Genomic DNA, 19,520 nt, shown 5'->3' on the forward strand with positions numbered 1-19,520 from the left:
CGTGCCCGTGAAGCCCCTCCTCCGCGTCCACGCCCTGAGGCTGCGCAACAGCTGGAAGTTCATGCTGCTGGTGACCGTGCTCGCCACGGCGGGCGCCGCGCTCTGCCAGAAGTACGACCTGTTGCGGATGGGCGACGCCGAGCGCTCCGCCTACGACCAGGGCCTCACCCTCTTCACGAAGGGGCACCCGCGCTCGAAGGACGTCGTCATCGTCGGCATCGACGACAAGACGCTCCAGGGCATCCGGGACAATGAGCAGTACGTCCGCAACTACGGCGTCTATCCCTACTCGCGCAACCTCTGGGCGCGCGTCTTCGAGCACCTCGTGGACCAGGGGGCCCGCGCCATCGTCTTCGACGGGGTGATGGACGAGCGGGGCACCGACGAGAGCAACGACCTGGCCCTGGCGCAGGTGCTGGAGGAGCGCGGCATCCCCCTCACGCTCGGATTCAGCATCAACGCGGGCCAGCCCGCCCTTCCCCGGGTGGAGCCCGTCAACCGCCTCGCCCACCGGCCCGCACCGCCTCCCGCGCCCGTCCCCACCCCGGAGGTCCACCCCGCCAGCGCCTCCGGGGACGCCTTCGAGGAGTTCGTCGAGACGCGGGAGGCCCCGCCCCTGGAGCCCGAGGAGGTGGCCCGCGCGCTCGCCCTCCCCGTTCGGGCCTCCGGCTTCGCCCTGCCCTCGCTGGAGCAGAAGTCGAGCGACAACGGGGCACGGCTCATGCGCCACCCGGTGCCGCCCCTGCCGGGACTGGTGCGCACCGCGCCGGGCTTCGGGCTCGTCCTGCTGGAGGAGGACGAGGACGGGCGCCTGCGCCGGACCCGCTTCGCGTATTCGGACGGGGCCAACACCTACGCCACGCTGGCGGTGGCGGCGGCGGCGGACCTCCTGGGCGCCGAGCGCGTCGAGCTGGCGCCGGGCAGGCTGAAGCTCGGCTCGCGCGAGCTGCCCATCAACCCGGACGGTAGCGCCGAGCTGGACTTCGGCGGCGGGTGGAAGGAGCGCTTCGAGGCGCTCAGCGTGTACGCGGTGCTGGAGGACTGGGCGCGCCGCCAGGAGCACCAGACGAAGGGGACGCCCTACGTGCCCGTCATCCCCGAGGACACGTTCCGCGGCAAGGTGGTGCTGGTGGGCGGGCTGGCGGTGGGCACCAGCGACGTGAAGGCCACCCCCTTCCAGAGCGAGGCCCCCGGACTCGTCAAGCACGCGGTGATGCTGGAGGCGCTCCTGTCCGGCGGCTTCATCACCGAGGCGCCCTTCTGGGTGTCGCTCCTGCTCACGCTCTTCGTGGCGCTCTTCTCCGTGACGCTCATCACCCTGGTGCGCTCGCCGCTCCTGGAGATCGCCTGGCCGCTGCTCCTCTTCTTCGGCTTCTTCCTCGTCACCGGCTTCTTCCTCCAGCACGGGCAGGTGCACGTGCTGAGCGCGATGCCCACCTACGCGGGCGAGTTCGCCACGCTGTCGGCGGTGGCCTTCAACCACATGTTCGCCAACCGCGAGCGAGAGCGGCTGCGCGAGGCCTTCAACCGCTTCCTGGACAAGACGCTGGTGGATCAGCTCGTGGAGCAGCAGAAGCTGCCCTCGCTGGAGGGCGAGACGCGCGAAATCACCGCCTTCTTCTCCGACATCCGCGGCTTCTCCACCTTCAGCGAGCGCTTCAAGGACGACCCGAAGGCACTGGTGGCCCTGCTCAACCGCTACCTCACCCGCGTCAGCACGGTGCTGATGAGGCACGGGGCCTGCCTGGACAAGTACATCGGCGACGCGGTGGTGTGCCTCTTCGGCGCCCCGCTGGACATGCCGGACCATGCGGTGAGCGCCTGCTACGCGGCGCTCGCCGTGCGCGCCGAGGTGGATGCCCTGCGCGTCGAGCTCAAGAAGGAGGGCCTGCCGGACGTCTACACCCGCATCGGCCTCAACTCGGCGGAGATGTTCGTGGGCAACTTCGGCAGCGAGCACCTGCTCGACTACACCGCCATCGGCGACGGCATGAACCTGGCCGCCCGGCTGGAGGGCGCCAACAAGGCCTATGACACCGTCATCATGATCGGCCCCCTCACCTATGAGCTGGCGCGCGAGCACATCGAGGTCCGGGAGCTGGATCGGGTGCGGGTGGCGGGCAAGCAGGAAGCGGTGACGGTGTACGAGCTGCTGGCCCGTGCCGGAGAGCTGCCCGCGGCGAAGCGCGCCACCGTGGAGCGCTACCACCGGGCGCTCGCGCTCTACCGCGAGGCCCGCTTCGAGGAGGCCCGGCGCGTGCTGGAGGAGGCGCTCGTGGCGGACCCCGAGGACGGCCCCAGCCGGGCGCTGCTTGCGCGCTGCGAGCGTTACACGTTGAATCCCCCCACACTGCCCTTCGATGGTGTGGTGAGCCTGGAGAAGTGACCTTGAGCCCCCAGAGACTTCCCACGCTGCTGGCGCTGGCGTGCATGATGACCGGAGGCTCGGCCCTCGCCGTGAAGCCGCCCGATGGCACGCTGTACGTCAAGGCGAAGAACACCCACCTGAAGGCCTCGAACAGCCCCACCGCGAACACGCTGGTGGTGCTCCAGCCGGGCAAGGCCGTCACCTACGAGGGCAAGGACCCAGGCTCGCCCTGGTGCAAGGTGCGGGTGGCCACCGACAAGAAGAGCCCCCTCCAGGGTTTCATCTACCAGGCCAACCTCTCCGTCTCGCCGCCCTCCATGGAGGTGACGAGCAAGCACCCCGGCAAACAGATGTCGCCGGAGGCCTTCGCTTCCTCGGGCGCGGCCGTCAAGGCGCTGGGGCCCGGCGCCATCGCGTACGGCAAGACCCTGCCCAAGCCCGAGAGCGTCAAGCAACTCAGCGACCTCGAGCTGCTCGCCACCGCGGTGAACGACGCCCAGGTGGCCGAGTACGCCCGGGCGGGCGGGCTGCCCGAGGTGGTGGGCCCGCCCGAGGTGGCGAAGCGTCCGGCGGCGAAAAAGAAGGGAAGCAGGTGATGAACCGGCGCCAGGTGACCTCCCTCGTGACGTGCCTGATGGTGAGTGGCCTCTCGAGCTGCTCCACCGTCCAGCGATTCGCGATCAACTCCGGTGGCACGGTGGGGCGGCTCGCGAGCGAACACGCGCAAACCAGCCAGCACGCCTCCGAGATGGAGAAGGAATGCAAGGCGCTGGAGGCGCGCACCATCGACATCGAGGAGGAGTACGCCTTCGGGGGTGCGGTGAGCGTCAACTGGGTGAGCAAGGGCGGAGGGCTCATCCACGGGGCGGACGCGGACGCGCTCCACGAGCAGCTCAACAAGATCGGCAAGAACCTCGCGGCCCAGTCCAGCCGGCCGACTCTCGCCTGGACGTTCGGGGTGCTCCAGTCCGAGGGCGTCAACGCGGTGAGCGGGCCCGGGGGCTACGTCTTCGTGTCCGAGGGGCTGCTCGCGCGACTGGACAACGAGGCCCAGCTCGCGGGTGTCCTGGCGCATGAGATTGGCCACATCACGGGCAAGCACGCGATGCACGAGTACCAGACGTACCTCGTGGATCAGTGCAGGAGCGCGGTGAAGGCCGAGCAGCTCAAGGCAGGGGTGAAGACGGCGGCGCGGATCGGAAGCGCGCTCATCGGGCCCTCGCAGCTGCCCCCTGGCGAGCTGCGGAATCTCTTCAAGGACCTCACCCGGAATGTCGACTTCAACAGATTGAGCGACGAGGCCGTCAAGTCCATCACGGACGGCTTCGTCGCACGCGTCTCCGAGAAGGGCTTCCGCCAGGAGGACGAATACGCCGCCGACCTGGAGGCCGTGGAGCTGATGGCCGCCGCGGGCTACGCCCCCGAGGAGTACGTGGCCTTCCTCTCGAAGCTGCCGGACAGCGGGCTCTCCACCGAGCACCCGAGCAAACGGAAGCGGCAGGAGCGGCTGAACGCGCACCTGAGGAAGCTGCGCGTGCCCGCCCAGGACGACGCGTTCACCACCTCCGTGGACCTCTCCCAGACGAAGGTGGTGCCCCTGCGCGACGAACTCCAGTCCCGCCGCATGGGCACCGCCGCCCGCGTGGAGTGATCAGAGCACCTTGCGGAAGGCGTACAGCACACGCTCGAACAGCTTCTGCCACAGGGGCCTGCGGCGGAACTTCTCCAGGTCCACCTCGTGGCAGCTCCGGCAGTCGCCGCGGAAGGACTCCTCCAGACGACGGCCCAGCCCGGGGTCCGCGAAGACGGCGTTCACCTCGTGGTTGAAGAGCAGCGAGCGCCGCTCGAGGTTGAACGAGCCGATGGTGCCCCACACCCCGTCCACCACCGCCGTCTTCGCGTGCAGCACGCAGCGCTCCCACTCGAAGATGCGGACGCCCGCGGTGAGCAGCTTCTCGTAGAAGGCGCGCGTGGCGTGCACGAGCCACGGGTGGTCGCTCTTCGCGTTGAGCAGCAGGCTCACCTCCACCCCGCGCTGGGCGGCCTCGCGCAGCGCGGCCACCAGCTTGCGATCCGGGATGAAGTAGGCGGCGGCCACCAACACGCTGCGCCGCGCACGGGCGATGGCGTGCAGGTACGCGAGGTGGATGCTCCGCCGGCTGGAGAGCACCGCCAGACTCACCTCGCCCCGGCGCTGGCGCGCGGCCTGACGCCTGCGGCGGCGCGCCTCGCGCCACGAGCGGAACCGGTCCTGGAACGCCAGGCGCCAGGTGGCCACGAAGCGGCGCTCCAGCTCGTACACCGCCGGCCCCTCCACCCGCAGCACGTCGTCGCGCCAAGCGCTGCCCTGACCCTCGGGCGCCCAGTGGGCGGAGATGTTCACCCCGCCGATGAAGGCCACCTCCCCGTCCACCGCCAATATCTTCCGGTGATCCCTGCGCAGCAGGTGCCGCAGTCCCCGGTTGAGGCTGGAGAAGGGCTTGAAGGGGCGGATGTCCACCCCGCGCGCGCGCAGGGCCTCGAAGAAGCCGCGCCGGCTCGTCCAGGAGCCCAACGCGTCATAGAGCACCTGTACGTGCACGCCGCGCTCGGCCGCCTCCGCCAGCGCCTCGCCGAACAGCTCACCCACCGCGTCGGTGATGAACATGTACGTCTCGAGGTGGATGTAGCGGCGCGCACCCCGGATGGCCGCCAGCATGGCCGGGTAGGCCTCCACCCCGTCGCGCAGGAGCTGACACCCATTGCCCTGAAGCACCTGGTGACGGCGCGGCAGGTAGTAGCGGGCCAGCAGCGTGGAGGAGACGTGGGGGCTCCACACCGGCTCATGAGCGGGCGGGCAGCCAGCCTCCTGCCGAGGCTGCTCGCCGCTCTCCGTGCCGATCTCCGCCTCCTGCTCACCCATGGTGGGGACAGGGTGGGAACGACCGGACGATCCGGCAACCGCCAGGAACCGCCCCAAGGTCTTTCCCCGGGCGGTTGTGACGTCGTCTGCTGGACGAAGCGCGCCTACAACCCCAGCTTGGCGCGCTTCACCTCGGCCCGGTAGGCACAGTCCTGGTCGAAGTCATCCGGGAAGTACTCGCGGACGTGGTCCAGCGTGGCCGAGGCCGTCTGCCAGTCGCTCTTGTTGACGTAGCCCTCCACCTCGAGCATCAGCTTGGAGCAGACGCGGTCCAGCTCCTTCTGCGTGTCCTTCACGCGCTCGCGCGCCTCGAAGTAGAGGTCCGGCTTGGGCTCGGGGTGGGCCTCCAGCAGCAGCCACGCCTCGCGGAAGGACTTCCACGCCTCGTAGCGGTTGCGCGCGCCCACCATCGCCGTCTCCAGGTTCTTGCGGCCACGGGCGTACGCCTTGCGCGCCTCCTCGACGAGCTGCTCGGGCGGAATCTCCGGCAGCAGCACCTTCTCCAGCGACACGTTCCACACGCGCCAGGTGTCCTCGCCGGGCGGGTTCTTCGTGTTGTCGAAGACGATGCGGTTGGGCGCGCCCTTCTTGAGCATCTGCGAGGGGATGACCACCTCGTTGAAGCGCTCCTGGCTGGCCAGCGTGTCCGGAGGCACCTTGCCCACGTCCACGCCGTTGACCGTCACCAGCACCTCGCCGTCGGAGATGCCCTGCGCCTGGAAGCGCAGGATGCCCAGGGCGCGCGTGGCGGCGGTGTACTCCCACTCGAAGACCTTCTGATCCGGCCGCTCCCACTTCACGCCGTCGCCCAGGCCGAAGGAATCCTCGACGGGCTTGCGGCTGAGGGAGACGGGCTCGGGACCGCGCACCACCTTGTTCTCATTGGAGAGCACCAGCCAGTACACCACACCCATGACGCCCAGGGCCGACACCAGGCCCAGGCCGATGAGGGCGCTGCGCACCGCGGGGCTGGCATCGATCCAGAAGAGCTTGAACTGGGCCCCGAGGCCCGAGTGCTCGCGCTTGATGCGGGCGCGCTCGGCGGCGGAGAGGCCAGCGCCCGGGGCAGCCGCGACGGGACGCGCCACCGCGTTGGTGGCGGGGCGCCGGGAGGGAGCCGCGGCGGCCGAGGCCGGCGCGCGCTCCAGGGCGGCGGGGCCCGCGCCCCGGGCGGGCCGGGCGGGAGCCTCCGAGGTGGTGGCGGGCAGGCCGGGACGGGAAGCCCCGGGGCGGGCGCCCTTGATGGCGGGCGTCTGGGGACGAGTGGCCTCGCTGCGCGCCTCCTCGAGCGCCTCCTCGTTGGCGCCCGCGGGGGCCAGCGCCTCGCCGCGGGTGCGGCTGCGCTGCCGCGCCACCACGTCCACGGACACGATGCGCGTGCTGTTGTCCTCGGCTGGAGGCTCCTCCTCCACCGCGGCCTCGCCCTGCACGGGCTTGAACTTGAAGACCACGCCCCCCAGCGAGATGGCATCGCCGTCCGACAGCGGCTGCTTGCCCGAGATGGGGTTGCCGTTGACGCGGGTGCCGTTGGAGCTGCCCAGGTCCTCGACGAAGTAGCGACGGGCCTCGGAGAAGATGCGGCAGTGGCGGCGGGAGATGCCCGCGTCATACAGGACGACGTCACATTCGGTGACGCGCCCGATGAGGACGGAGTCCTGCTCGAAGACGAACTCCTTCCCGGCCTCCTTGCCCTCGGCGATCGTCAGCTGGAAGCTCATGAAAACCTCAGACTCCTAGCGCGGCCTTCGCCGCACGGGCCACGGCCGCACGGGCCGAAGCGGGCTCGAGCACCTCGGCCTCGCCGCCGAACGATAGCACCCACTGCGTCAACCAGCGCTCATTGTCACCGGCGACCCGCACCTCCACCCCTCCGTCAGCGAGCAGGCGAGCGTCCTCCCCGAAGCGCTCCCGGACGTAGGGGGCCACCAGCTTGGAGAAGCGCACCCGGACGGCGGCATCGGTCCGGGCCGGGTTGGGCACCTGGGCGCGGGAGTCCTCCCGGGGCTGGAAGGGGGTGGTGGTGACGGCCAGGCCCTGCATCCGGTCCACCCGGAAGAGCCGGTCGTCCTGGCGGTTGAGGTCCCAGGCCTGGAGGTACCACTGGCCGCGGTGGCTGAGCAGCTCGTGGGGCCGGACGCGGCGGGACTCGGGGGCGCCCCGGCCCGGGGTGACGTAGTCGAACGTCACCTCCAGCCGCTCGTGGATGGCCCGGGTGAGCGGCCCCAGGGCCTGCGGGGCGTCCACCGTGGCGTCGATCTTCCGGTACATCTCCCGGAAGCGCTCGTTCATCCCCGGGGGCAGCACGCGCTCGAGCTTCTCCACCGCGCTGCGCAGGGCATCGCCCGCGGCCGGACGCAGCAGCTCGGCCGAGGCGGCCAGGGCCGCGGCCTCGCCCACCGTCAGGCGCGGCGGCGCGGACAGGCGCTGGTCGAGGTCCACGTAGACGCGGTCGTTCTCCACGTAGATGTCGATGTAGTCGTCCGGGTTGAAGGGGGGCCGGCCCACGCAGGTGAGCAGGTCCAGGTCCTCCAGCAGGTGCTCCCGGCTGACGTTGAGGGCGCGCGCCAGCTCCTCCACGGAGATGCCGGGGCGCGAGGAGACGAAGGGGACGAGGAACAGCAGGCGACGCAGACGCTCGTGGACGCTCATGCCGCCACCCCATGCTTCTCGAGGATGCTCGTCGCCATGTCCTTCACCCGCTGGCGGGCATCCTCGGGGGCCTCCACGTGGCAGGCCGGCCCGAGCTGCAGGCAGAATCGCAGCAGCCCATCCAGGAACGTCACCGGCAGATCCACCAGCACGCTCTCACCGTCCTCGGCCGGGGCCACGCTGGCGCCCGGAAAGAGGGTGGTCCCACGCGCCAGGAGTTCGCCGGACAGGCGCAGGCGCACATCCACCCGCGGGTGGAAGCGGTGCTGCCAGGGGTAGCTGGCCACGTGGTCGTCGAAGGCGAAGCCCTCGGGCACCTCGAAGTCCGGGGTGCGCGGCCGGGCGGTGTTCGCCTTCAACGAGCGGATGCGGTGCACGTGGAAGGTGCGCACGTCCTGGCGCAGGTGGCAGAAGCCCACCAGCGTCCAGATGCCCCGGCGCAGCGTGAGCCCGTACGGATCCACCTTGCGATCGATGAGCTCCGAGCGCTTGGGCGAGGCATAGGACATCTGCACCCACTTGTGCCCGGCGCACGCCTGCCAGAGCTGCTCCAGGTGCGCGGCGAGCTGCGGACCATCCTGCTCCGTGCCCAGCTCCATGCGCACGCGCGGGGTGGGCAGCGCGTGGCCGGCGAAGAAGCCGATCTTGCGCAGCGCGTGCGACAGGTCGTCGCGGCCGGGGAAGGCGCCCGCGGTCAGCGCGGCGCTGCCGGCGGCATAGAGGACGGCCAGCTCCTCCTTGGAGAGGTCCACCTCGGGCAGGTAGTAGGCGTCGCGGTCGACGACATAGCCGTCCTTCCGCTCGTCATCGCCCTGGATGTAGGTGAGGGGGAAGCCCAATTCCAGCAGCTCCGCCTTGTCGCGCTCGAACTTGCGTTCGGCGGCGTCGTCGGAGATGCCCATGTAGTCGTGGGGGAAGTGCTCGCGCAGTTCCGCCCAGGGGATGGGTTCCCGAGCATCCAGGAACAGGGCTACGAGGTCGAGGAGGCGTTCGGTCCGGTCCATCGAAGGTTTTCGACAATGCGCAAAAGCGTCAGGTCGGGTCAAGGCAGGGAGACGTGACAGCGGGCGAACGCCCGCCCACGCTCCGAGTGATCAGCGATCTACTCGGAGGGAGTGACCCTGAACAGCTTTTTGCTGAACAAGTGAACAGGTGTGTCCGTGGGTGAGCGGAACCGACCTGGGATGGAGGGGGAGCGTGCGAGGGAACCGGGCTCGCGCGCGGAGCCTATCTGGGATATTCCTAAGGATCGCCAACGTGTGCGCCTGGCCGGGGCGGGCTCGTCCGGCGGTATGCCCCACGGCGAGGCATCAGGCCTCACCAGGAGACGACTCCCCATGAAGCGCTCCACCCTCATCAAGAAGGCATGGCTCGGGCTGGCGCTGATGGTGGGCCTGGCCTGCATCTCGGCGGTGCCCGCGGAGGCCCAGGCCGAGCCGCTGTACTTCGCGCTGGAGGTGCGGCGCGAGGGCCGGCTGGTGGCGCAGCCGAAGCTGCTGGGTGAGACGGGCCGCACGGTGCGCGCGGAGCGCCGCAAGCCGGGCGCCAGCGAGCCGGACTACCGGCTGGTGCTGACGCCCACGGCCGAGGGCGAGACGTTCCGCCTGGAGCTGGACCTGATGCTGCCCGAGGTGAAGGGGCACTCGCAGCTGGCGCTGCTGCACGGCCAGGAGGGCAAGGTGCAGCTCGGCCGCTATCCGGGGGACCTGGAAGTGTCCCTGCTGCTCATGAAGGTGGACTCGCCCGAGTTCCGGGCGCTGATGGACCTGGCCGCGGAGCCCGAGGATCGCGGCTCCGGCCGTGCCATCTGACAACTCGCGGCATGCAGGGCCCGCCGAAAGGGCGCGCGAGGGGACCTCACTTCTGGACATCCAGAAGCATCCCGCATCACCGCACATCACTTCTGGACCTCCAGAAGTGAGCCATGCTCCGTAGCGCGAACCGCTCGCCGTAGCGCTCTTCCGGGCTTGTCCTCTCCCAGGGAGGAAGCTCCCCTCGCGTGCTCGTTCGTGGCGATCGGGGCGCGCCGACATACCCCGAGCTGCCCCGTCAAGACGCATAGGTCCTGAATTGATTGGAGGACGTAGCCATGCGTTTCCGAGCGTGCATGGCACTTCTGCTCTTTGTCTCAGCCTGCGCTACGTCAGCGCCGCGCCCAAGAGAACCAGCGGTCCGGGACCCGAGACTCGCCAACCTCCAGCAAGCGTCGACGCTGCCCTGGACGGACGGGGGCGATGCGCCGTCCGCGAAGCTTCCGAGCCCTGGCCCGTGCTGGCGGAGCGGTGCTTTCATGCCCTCGACCATGACCGAATCGAGTTCCACGACCCCACAGGACAATGCGCGGTCGCCTCGGCGGGTGCCGCTGCCGTGGGGCTCGGGGTCTGCGTCCTGGCGGCCCCGGAGATCGTCATGGGTGCGGTAGTTGTGGCGGGCGTGGTGGTGGTGGGCTTCGCCATCAAAGAGGCCCTGGCTGCGTATGAACTGAAGAGGGGCCGCCCCGAGAGAGTAAGGCCCGTGCCTGAAACGCGGCCCGTACCTGAAACGAAGCCCGCCCTGTCGGAGCCCCTGACGAAACGCAAGCCCAAGCCGGAGCCAAAGGGGCCGGACTTCCCTCCCCTGGGGCCAATCGAAACCTCGGAGCGAGAGCGCCGCCGCAGGTGCGAGCCGATTCCGGGGCCGCCCCGTGGAGGAAACGACCTGCACGACAAGTGCGCCAACGATATTCCGAACAACACCTTCCCCGGCTCGGATGTGTTCGTGAATGGGAAGAACTTCGACGCACTGCAACTGACCACGCGCACGCTCTGGGAGGTCAAGACGGATGATTTTGACAAGCCCCCCCTCGCTCTCAGAGTTTTCTCGCCAGAGTAAAGCTACCGGAGATACAGCGCGAGAAAAGACTTGCAGAAGCGTGTGGCTACAATTTCGTCGTCGGCGTCAGAAGCGCCGCGCACAAAGCGGTACTAGAGAGCTTGGATGACACTCTCACCGTCGTCGTGATGGATTGGTGCTGACATGGCATTTGATCGAAATGAGATCACTATCGGCGTGTACGCGCCTGCGCTCGTAGGTGACGATGGGCGCCCGCTTGCCATCGTTCATGGAATGGAGCGTGCACTTCCTGGATTGCGCTTGGGGTGGACGACCTCGGAGAAGGAAGACCTCATTCCGCTACCTCACCGCGATGAGTGGATCGCGTCCAGCAGGACAGATGGAGGGTTTCCGTTGCTTTGCAACGATGACGACGACCACCTGGTGACGATTTCCGGGTGGGAAAACCCGAACGGTCTTGCAGCAGATGGCGCGCGGCACTTTGAAGTTCATGCGCAACTACCACTCGACCCAGTCGGTATCGCGGCGGCAGCGAATGTGATTGAGGCGATTGGGGAAGGCTCACGCGCGTATTGGGGACACGCTACGCCATTCAACGCTACCGTGGAAATTTCACGGCAGACTATCGATCCGGTGCGTAAGCCAGGAGTTCCGCCACGAGGGCTGCCGGCGCTCAGGTTCCCAGACTACATCCGTTCGCCTGAGATTCCGCGTCGCCTCGGGTGGCTGAACTACTGGTCGGCCGCTGCCGCACGAGCCATCGGGTTTCCGGACCCTGCCCGCGACGCGGAGTTGCTGTCGCACGCACGGCGTACCGTGACGGGCGGGTGGGTTGTCAGGCTCACGGATGCGCCGCTCGATCTGGACAACCCCGCCCACCTGGACGGGCTCAAACGGGCCTACGAGCGCTTCCCGGAGATTGGCGGGCGCTCCACCCCTTGAGCCGCGCACTTGAAATGGCCATGACAGTGGAGGCGGCGGGAATCGAAGCCGCTAACGGCGGATCCGCCTCCACTCGGGACCAGAGGCCCACCCCCCGTTTTCCCTCTGAAAATGGGGCGCCCATCTGTCCGGGCGAGTCCAGGCGCGTCCGTTCGGTTTGGTCCTTTTTTGGTCCCCTTGAACCCCTCGCCGGGCGACAAGCGGCGAGCCCTCCGCCCCCCGGGCTGGCTTCTGGCGCTGATACCTTGGCCTACTACTGCCCGGCTCTTAGTGGCGTTCACCGCCCTAATGCGGAACATCGGTCCCGCCCTCCTGCATGCTGTGCCTCCTTGCTGGGTAGATAACCACAATCTCCAGGGCCCAGAGGTCGAAGCCCGACCGTAAGCCCCCGGCACACCCCACCCATCCGCGCCCCTCTACTCTTTGCAGGGAGGCTCCACAGGGAGCAGCCACCCGCGAGGTCGGTCGGCATCTTGGGGCGGAACGGGCCGAAGCCTCAGTCCCAGGCTGACAACTGCGGCAGCCCGTGCGCAGGGGCCAGCGGCGGCAGCTTCAGATGCTGTAGAATGCGCCGCACCGCCGGGCCTTGCGTCAGGTAGCGGAACGGGTGCGCGGTAATATCGAAACGCGGTTAGGACGTACTGCGCAGGAGGAGATACTATGGCGATCCAAGTGAGTGGTCTTGCCGACTTGGTGCGGGTTCTTGATGACGCACGAAGGCGCGCTCCCCGCGCATACCAGCTCAATGGAAGCCTTGAGCCGGTGGGGAACCGCGAAAAATATCTGTCGTTCCGGTTCCCGACCTCGTTGGGCCCGCAGGTCTTCTCTCTTGCATCCGACACCCACATGAGCGCGATCGGTACGTTCCTCGCAGTCGCGCGCGGCGCACAGCACTTGGAGGACGTGCTTGAGCTTGCGAAAACCCGTGGCGGAAATCTCAAGCTGGTCCTCCGCTCCGTCGGGCAACTCAAGGGCTGGTACTGCTACGCGGACGGGTAGCTGCCTGATCACTCCGATCATTAGGAGATGAATATGAGTGGAAACGTCATTCGCTTGGATGAGCTCAAGAATTTCTCATCGCATGAGCTTCATGATTTGATCAAGAAGGCGCCCAGGCCGCGCGACCTGCGGTCGACGATTCGCTATTTCATCAAATCTATCCATGGCCTTCCCGAAGTAATGAAATGCGATATCCGCCAAATAAAGGTCTATGTTGGACGGGCGGGAGCAACAAGTGTGCATCTTCGTCAGCGCTGGAACACTAGATTCAAAGATATCGAGTTCGCACAAGCTCCTTCAACACATGCAATGGTTGTCGCACAAGCGCCGACCCAGCGCATCCAAGAACACAATTGGGAGTCCGTCGCTTTACGGCTTGTAACAACACTCGATCGAAACGACGCACTCTGCTGTGCCAATGCCATCGTTGGTAGTTCTGGTCGACTTCCGGATGCCCGCGATAGCGTCCTGTATTTGGTTGCCAGAACAAAACCAGGCCCCATAGGCAATGGCGCCCGGGTGCACAAAATTGACAAGTCCATCAGAGAGATACAGGACGACATCAAGATACCGGACGGGGTTGCCAGAGAGGCGCGTCTTGTCGCCAAACCGCAAGAAGCCGCCACCCTGCAACTCATGGGGCCATCCTGGTGGACTGAAGACAATGGCGAATGGTGCAAAGCAAAAGACTGCATAACACCTGCCTTACCAGGGAGCCGTGGCTATTGCGGATGGCATCGCCGGTAAAGAGGCAACTCCTCTTGGCATGACCCCACCGGACCCGAGCTTCACCTGCAGGGCCCTGGTGACCTCTACCGGGCCCGAGGGTACTCGCCTAGGCTGTCGTGCTGCCCGGTGGCCTCCACAGGCCCGAGATTCGCCTGCTCGGCCCTGGCGCGCTCTTCTCAAGATCAACCGCCGCCTTTGTCCCGCTTGCTCCCCCTCCGTCTGTCACTCGCGGCGCGCTCCGTGCGTGGTCGGCTGCGCTTGCTGGGCGGTGCCGGGCGGGGTGCTTCTGGCTGCCCCGCAGCATCCTCGGCTGGATCTAGTGCCCAAGTGCCCTCTTCCCAGCGTTTCAGGGCCTCCGAAGCCTCAAAAGCGGCGAGTCCTTCACCTTTTGCGATCTCCAGTAAGACGGCCTTGGCTTCCGCCGTCCGATAGCGCAGCAGGTAGACCGCCGCCATGCCGCGTACGTCCATTCGCGGGTGCGTGAGCAACATAGCGAGGGCATCCCGCCCCGCGTCTCCGTGAGCGCGTAATTTCTTGAACGTGGCGATCCGTTTCTTCGCGTGCCTGTTTCCGGTTCTGGCATCACCTCGGAAGATTGCGTCTGTCTGTTCTGCTGTGTGGTGGGCAAATTGTTCCGCCAGTTCTTCTGGTTTTTTTACCTGACTTTCCAAATTCCTCTCCTGATGTTTTCAATTGCCTTTAGTCCGAACTGACGCTGGGCTTCGTATGACTGAGTGCCAAGCCATTTCCGAATCGTCAGGGTGTTGGAGCCGGTGATTCCTTCTCGAATCGACGAGTAGAAGGCGCTCACGTCGGTGTGTAGCCCCTCGTTGAGTGCTGTGATGTTTTCGGTGTTGTGTAGGGCCTCGCCCCCGAATCGCTTTACGTTTCCTTTGGTCTGCTCCACGATGTGATGCCATTGTTTTCCGGGGCCCGCCTTCCCCATGGCTGACTTGAAGCCACCAAACGACCCCCACGCCCTGTGCCCGTTGGGGAGGAGCTTACCCCGAGTCGGCGCAGGACTCCCAGCGCCAACGCCCCGGGCAGCCATGGCCACGGCATGAGGCGCCAACACCACGCGGATCGTCCCCTCGGGTACAGAGACGATCAGGCGCTCGGCTCCGGTTGTCGTCTCCAGCAGGCCCAAGCCGGTATTAGCCGCGACTTGCTCCGACGCTTGCGCGAATCCGGGCAGCTTCGAGGCCTTGGAAGCAAGCGCCGCCGTTTCCCCTATTGCCGCTGTCGCCACCACCACGAGAATACGCACACTGTTAGGACCGATGACACGCCCGAAACGCTCGCCAATCTCGCGCAACTCCGCGAAGGTAGAGGCCCGGGCCGCATCCTCGTACAGCTCCGCATAGGCTTTTATCAGGTTGAAGAATTCCCAACCGAGATAACCCCACAGGGCGGCGCTAAACACCAATGCCGCGCCCTTTGTTATTGGCTCGGGTACTGGCGCCAACAGCAGCGCCATATAAACCGTGATGCCAATGCTAATCATCGCGAGCATCCGCGTAGGATCGAGCATAGCCCGCACTTCCGCGTTGACGCCCTCCAGGGCAGGGCCCACCGCCAGGGCAAGCGCCAGGCTGCGCTTGTCGTCATCCTGGAAGCCGGGCCCATCTTCAAACAGCGTCAGACAGTCTCCCGGGGTGCCGCACCGCTCGCAGTGGAGCCCATACGAGCGGGCCAGATCTGATTGCCACGCTTTGCCACTCAAGGGCGCGGAAGCCAGCGCCAGCCTACGGCCGACATACAATGGGGGCCGGGACGCGGCCAACCGAAGCGGCATGTCAAGCCAAAGCGTTGTCATGGCTGCCGAAAACTCGGCGTCGCTCACCTGCACCGGCGCGAAGTCCGTTGGCAGCTTGGCAAAAATAGCCTCTCCCTGGTCCCCGTCCTCGGCTTCCAACTCCAACTCCCACGGTTCGGGCGAATCGCGCGACACGGGTGAACGGTAACGGGAAGCCGTCAACCCTCCACCCATGGGGGCTCCCGTGGCGCACGCTGTAACCAGCATCAGCGCCGCCAGCGCCAACGCACCTGTGCGCAAGGGCCGCCGTGTGTCCACGGGGCGAGTACCGACAGAATGCCTGGACATTGCCGCACCTCTCCGGGCGAGCCGCCCGCGTTGGAAGCCCAAACCCGACGATTACAGAGAGCGGCTGACGGCCAGGTCAAGCCGCCGGGTCCGGTGAGGTAATGGCAACCCATCGGGTAGGTTGAGTTTCCCTCGGGGCCGGATGGGGTGGCGGCACTACTCGCGCGCCGGGGCTTGCTTCCCAAGCGGGAATGTGACGTTCCCGAGGGTGACCGTGCGGGGGCCCTGCGCTTCCCACAGCTTGAGAGTGCAGGGGCAGGCGAGTTGCCCCGGCTCCCTCTCAGCACCCACTACAAAGCCCAAAGCACCGGGGGCAATGGCCGACGCTTGCCACGCGGAAAGCTCCGCCTCCGCGCCCGTCGAGTCCTTCAATACCGCTCCCGCCACTAACCAGGGTTCGCAGCCCATCCCCATCCCCTACGCACGAGTCTCCAGCCCGAATGCACCCTGTGGGCCAACGCCAAGTCATCGGAATGACTTGAAGAGCGGTCGGTTACCCGTCCACGCCCGAGCCTCGTTCTCACTCAAGCCCCTCGCTTCGAATCCTTTGACACCGTCTCGGGCGTTGGAATGGGCCCTCTGGAGTCAGGGGACGAGTCAGCTCCGGACACGGGCTTTCACTCAGCGGCAGTACGCCGACCTAGCACAGGCCCGGGAGCTCCGCGGACGGCTATCGACTTCCCCATTCCCCCACCTGCTCGGCGGCTGAACGCCAGGGGGAGGCCGGTCTCCGGTCTCAGCCGATCTGCAGCTCGGCGATCCTGTGCTTCTGGTCGCCGATCAGATCCATCTGCTTGCCGAAGCCAACGGTCAGCAAACCGATCCCCAGGCCCTCCGCGATGCCGAGAGACCCTCCAACGGCTCTCGCGGAGATTGCCCCTGATGCCCACGGCGCCCTTGGCGATCTGCGCGCCGTCCTTCTCCTTGGCGCCATTGACGATGTCCATGATGCCCAGGCCCGTGCCCACCGCCTCAAGGCGGCGGGCAACCTCTATTGGAAGCGGCGGGAATCGAACCCGCTAACGACGGATCCGCCCCCCTCGGGACCAGAGGCCCGCCCCCGTTTTCCCTCTGAAAATGGGGCGCCCATCTGTCCGGACGAGTCCAGGCGCGTCCGTTCGGTTTGGTCCTTTTTTGGTCCCCTTGGGCCCCTCTCCGGGCGGGAGCTGCGAGCCCTCCAGCCTGCACCCCATCTTATGGCGCCGATGCCCTGGCCTACTACTGCTGGGTCTTGGAGGCCCCTGCTGGGCCCGAGGTGCCCGCCGGGCGGTAACACCCTCTCTACCGGCCCGAGCGTCGGCTGCCGGGGCCTGATGAGGACCCTCCACCTCTACCGGGCCCGAGCTTCACCCGCCGCGCCATGGTGGCATCCTCACGCCCGAGGCTCCTGCCGTAGCTGCCGTCGCGCCCTGGCGACATCCCCCGCCCCAAGCTTCGCCTGCCGGAATTCGATGCAGTCCCGTTCTCAACATTCCTGTGCAGTTGTGCGCTCCGGCATGTTGTGTTCCCTCGCGCTGGCTATATGCAACAGGGCTCGGCTGGCTCGCGCAGTGTGCACGAGTGACCGATTGTGACTGTGGGAGCAAGGGGATCACATGGATCTTGAAGCATACATCAATGCAATTGCCGAGAGTTCGCCTGATGACTGGTTTCATCACGATCCCCCCTTGTATCTGGGTATTTTGTCCCCGTCATACCAGGGCAAGCGCGTTGTTGAGCTGGATGTCATGGCGCCATCAGGCATGCTGGTCTTCAAGCGAAATCTCTCCGTTACGCTTGCCTATGGGATAGAGCATGAAGAGAGCTTCGCAGAAGAGTGGGCACGCGGCTTTCCGGACCCGAATGCCAGGAGCTACTTTCTCGATTTCTTCTACAACTCCGCGCTCGTGTACAGGGATATTCTCGTTTCTGTTGATGGCGGACGTTGCAAGCTTCCTTTGCCACCGCGAGAAATGGATGTGCCGCGCCGCTGGTATAGAGTCGCCCAACTCATCCATGGCGTGATCGGCGGCACGTACAATTTCGACGATTACGCAAGACGAGGCGGCTTGAAGATTGTCGATAAGCCTTGGCCCGAATGAATGCCATAACACCAAGGATGCAGGGGCGACTCAGCCAGTCTGCCCCCTTCCGGGGTGAGTAATTCCCCGGGAGAGTAGTCTGCGCGTAACGAGCATCACCAGACCAAATGCCAGCTGCCGCACCCGACATTCCCGCAGCGCTGAGAGGGTGTTGATCGGTAGACTCAGCATTGGATGAGGCTTCTGCCGGAAAGGGGAATTGTCTGTCTGAAAAGAGTCAGAGTTCCATGTTCTCGATAGCATCCTGAATGCGCATCCTCGTCTTCATCTCTGCTTCGAAGGCGATCGGGTCCGCTGTGAGGTCAATCAATTCCTGTGCATGGGCTTGATTGATGTGGATAGGAAGATCTGTTTCAGCGTAGCGGAATCCAAATTTGGTTTCTGGACGAGAGCGGAATAGTTCTATGGTGTCGTCAAGCGTTTTGAATACGTCAATGGCCTTTTCTCTCGTGAAGGCGATAGGTGGCTCCCAACGAGGTTCAGAGAGGTGCTCGGAATCCATGGGCACGAGCCCCGCACCAGGGATTGTGACAAAGAAGATTGGAGTTGAATGAGCAAACGCGTTTCGATACTGCTTGCGAACACGATCAATGGCGACATACACAGCCTGCACATCAGGCTCATTGACCGGAAGTAGATGTTTGAATCTCTCAAGCCATTCGAGCTGCCGAAATGCCGCGAATGTGAGGCCTTTTCGGGGAGATAGCGAGAAGCATGAGTCCATTATGACTTCAAGATGCGCAAAAAAGAATACCACCACTGCTGCTGTACTTGCCCACCCGCTGTATGCTTCATCGAAGAGTTTGCCCATCAGTGAGCCAAATAGCTGTGTGACAGAATGCTCTTCGGGGGTATGTTCTGGTATTTCTCCCTGCATTGTCGGTTCGGGCTTGAGTGGCGGGTTTTCGACTTGGTCTCGGAAGTACTCGTAAAGCCCCCGCGTGCGGCTGAATTGATTTTGAAGCGAGATCTCATCGGATTTGAATGCCTCTCGCCCATACTCTTGTAGAAATGAATTGAGGATGGAACCGGCGGCCCGGATTTTTTTTGCCAGCAGTTTTGCTGATTTGTCCCGTCCAACAGGTCCACTCAGGTGCCAAGAGTAACGTCGCCAATCTTCAACGACCCATGTGGATCCATCGAAATCGATAGGAATAGCCCATGCGGACTTGTCCTGCCCAGACGGGAGATCCGAGCCGGCAAGCAGCACGAATACAAGCCGTACAACATAGCTTGGCGGCTCTGTGGACTTGAATTCGTAAGATTTTATTTGGGCGGGGGATGTGGGATCGGGGAATGATTTAGCAACGGAGACGCCGTGCAGCGCTGCAAAGAATTTTTTGTTGAACTTGTTCGATGAGGACATGTGCGTATCCTTGTGATTTCGAAAAATGGCGAGCGCTTATCCTGACTTAAGTCGAGCAGTCGGTTTGGCAGTATATGTGATGTTATTGACCTCCTGCTGGCCCAGGCGATCAGCGAGGGCTGCTTTGAGCCTAGTTCGTTAGGGGACTTTGCCAAACTCCTCACCTGAGGTGCGACCTGTTAGAGATGGGACCTACCGAAATATGCTCTTAGCCCGGCCCAATTTTTGAAGTAATCTTCAAGACTAGTCATAAATTCTCCATCACTGTGCCCGAGTCCACTACGGCAATCGGAAAGTCTGCGGGGCTTACACTACAGCGCCCCCCCTGACAGTGGAACATTCCTCGGGCCCGAGTTTCGGCTGCCGCTTCCTGGTGGGCTCCCCTGGCCCCGAGCGTCAGGCCCTGGCGTGTTCCACGACCACCCGGCAACAGTGCCACGGACGGCAGCGGAAGCTCGGGCGCAGGGCTCGCCTAATGCCCGCGTGGGCGTAGTTCACCCCCTCGCGCTCAAGTCGGGCCGCAGTGCTCCCCCGCAGTCGGGTGTCTC

The 19,520-nt window shown here is 65.5% G+C and carries 14 protein-coding genes, 1 tRNA gene and 2 pseudogenes; 9 read left to right on the top strand and 8 right to left on the bottom strand.

The genetic code is table 11. The annotated features are described in order from the left end of the window. Position 1 precedes the first annotated feature (1 nt). From VF794_RS16235 to VF794_RS16245, 3 genes are read left to right on the top strand one after another with little or no spacing between them, the layout of a single operon-like run. Positions 2-2,386 carry a CHASE2 domain-containing protein gene (locus tag VF794_RS16235; RefSeq protein ID WP_331111392.1) on the top strand — a complete coding sequence of 795 codons (2,385 nt, stop codon included), beginning with the start codon at positions 2-4 and terminating at the stop codon, positions 2,384-2,386. Positions 2,387-2,388: 2 nt separating this feature from the next. Further along, positions 2,389-2,964, top strand: a complete 576-nt coding sequence (locus VF794_RS16240; protein ID WP_331111394.1) for an SH3 domain-containing protein — start codon at positions 2,389-2,391, stop codon at positions 2,962-2,964. Continuing rightward, a complete protein-coding gene (locus tag VF794_RS16245; RefSeq protein ID WP_331111396.1) occupies positions 2,964-4,019 on the top strand; it encodes a M48 family metalloprotease in 1,056 nt (351 codons plus the stop codon). The genes VF794_RS16240 and VF794_RS16245 overlap by 1 nt, the downstream gene beginning before the upstream one ends. Here VF794_RS16245 and VF794_RS16250 read toward each other — a convergent pair whose 3' ends face one another. The 4 genes from VF794_RS16250 to VF794_RS16265 form a co-directional block, all read right to left on the bottom strand. Then, positions 4,020-5,270 (bottom strand): phospholipase D-like domain-containing protein, encoded by a 1,251-nt coding sequence (locus tag VF794_RS16250; protein WP_331111398.1) that lies wholly within the window; start codon positions 5,268-5,270, stop codon positions 4,020-4,022. It abuts the gene before it with no gap. A gap of 104 nt (positions 5,271-5,374) precedes the next feature. Continuing rightward, on the bottom strand, positions 5,375-6,988 hold the full coding sequence (locus tag VF794_RS16255; RefSeq protein ID WP_331111400.1) for an FHA domain-containing protein: 1,614 nt from the start codon (positions 6,986-6,988) through the stop codon (positions 5,375-5,377). A gap of 7 nt (positions 6,989-6,995) precedes the next feature. Continuing rightward, positions 6,996-7,919 (bottom strand): WYL domain-containing protein, encoded by a 924-nt coding sequence (locus VF794_RS16260; protein ID WP_331111402.1) that lies wholly within the window; start codon positions 7,917-7,919, stop codon positions 6,996-6,998. Next, positions 7,916-8,923, bottom strand: a complete 1,008-nt coding sequence (locus VF794_RS16265) for a WYL domain-containing protein (RefSeq protein WP_331111404.1) — start codon at positions 8,921-8,923, stop codon at positions 7,916-7,918. The genes VF794_RS16260 and VF794_RS16265 overlap by 4 nt, the downstream gene beginning before the upstream one ends. A gap of 333 nt (positions 8,924-9,256) precedes the next feature. Here VF794_RS16265 and VF794_RS16270 point away from each other — a divergent pair, with 333 nt between their 5' ends. From VF794_RS16270 to VF794_RS16290, 5 genes and pseudogenes are all read left to right on the top strand, one after another. Next, positions 9,257-9,730, top strand: coding sequence for a hypothetical protein (locus tag VF794_RS16270; protein WP_331111406.1), 474 nt, complete (start codon positions 9,257-9,259; stop codon positions 9,728-9,730). A gap of 598 nt (positions 9,731-10,328) precedes the next feature. After that, positions 10,329-10,933, top strand: a pseudogene (locus VF794_RS16275) (DUF6310 domain-containing protein). A 1-nt stretch (position 10,934) separates the two neighbouring features. Next, positions 10,935-11,693, top strand: a complete 759-nt coding sequence (locus tag VF794_RS16280; protein ID WP_331111408.1) for a DUF5953 family protein — start codon at positions 10,935-10,937, stop codon at positions 11,691-11,693. Positions 11,694-12,353: 660 nt separating this feature from the next. Further along, complete coding sequence (locus VF794_RS16285; protein WP_331111410.1) at positions 12,354-12,692, top strand: hypothetical protein; 339 nt, start codon at positions 12,354-12,356, stop codon at positions 12,690-12,692. 33 nt (positions 12,693-12,725) lie between these two features. Then, positions 12,726-13,439 carry a hypothetical protein gene (locus VF794_RS16290; protein ID WP_331111412.1) on the top strand — a complete coding sequence of 238 codons (714 nt, stop codon included), beginning with the start codon at positions 12,726-12,728 and terminating at the stop codon, positions 13,437-13,439. Positions 13,440-13,732: 293 nt separating this feature from the next. On the opposite strand, the pseudogene VF794_RS16295 reads toward VF794_RS16290, so the two are convergent. The 3 genes and pseudogenes from VF794_RS16295 to VF794_RS16305 all read right to left on the bottom strand — a co-directional run. Beyond that, positions 13,733-14,092 (bottom strand): annotated as a pseudogene (locus VF794_RS16295) (DUF2019 domain-containing protein); the annotation flags it as partial. Then, positions 14,077-15,336, bottom strand: coding sequence for a hypothetical protein (locus VF794_RS16300; protein WP_331111416.1), 1,260 nt, complete (start codon positions 15,334-15,336; stop codon positions 14,077-14,079). The pseudogene VF794_RS16295 and the gene VF794_RS16300, both read right to left, overlap by 16 nt. Before the next feature lie 1,184 nt (positions 15,337-16,520). Then, positions 16,521-16,587, bottom strand: a tRNA-OTHER gene (locus VF794_RS16305). Positions 16,588-17,120: 533 nt separating this feature from the next. On the opposite strand from VF794_RS16305, the gene VF794_RS16310 reads away from it, so the two are divergent. Beyond that, on the top strand, positions 17,121-17,606 hold the full coding sequence (locus tag VF794_RS16310; RefSeq protein ID WP_331111418.1) for a hypothetical protein: 486 nt from the start codon (positions 17,121-17,123) through the stop codon (positions 17,604-17,606). Between the two features lie 217 nt (positions 17,607-17,823). Here the strand turns inward: VF794_RS16310 and VF794_RS16315 are convergent, their stop codons facing one another. Further along, a complete protein-coding gene (locus VF794_RS16315; protein ID WP_331111420.1) occupies positions 17,824-18,972 on the bottom strand; it encodes a hypothetical protein in 1,149 nt (382 codons plus the stop codon). Between the last annotated feature and the right edge of the window lie 548 nt (positions 18,973-19,520).

The organism is Archangium sp. (assembly GCF_036389735.1).
In the GTDB taxonomy this organism is placed as follows: Bacteria; Myxococcota; Myxococcia; order Myxococcales; family Myxococcaceae; genus Archangium.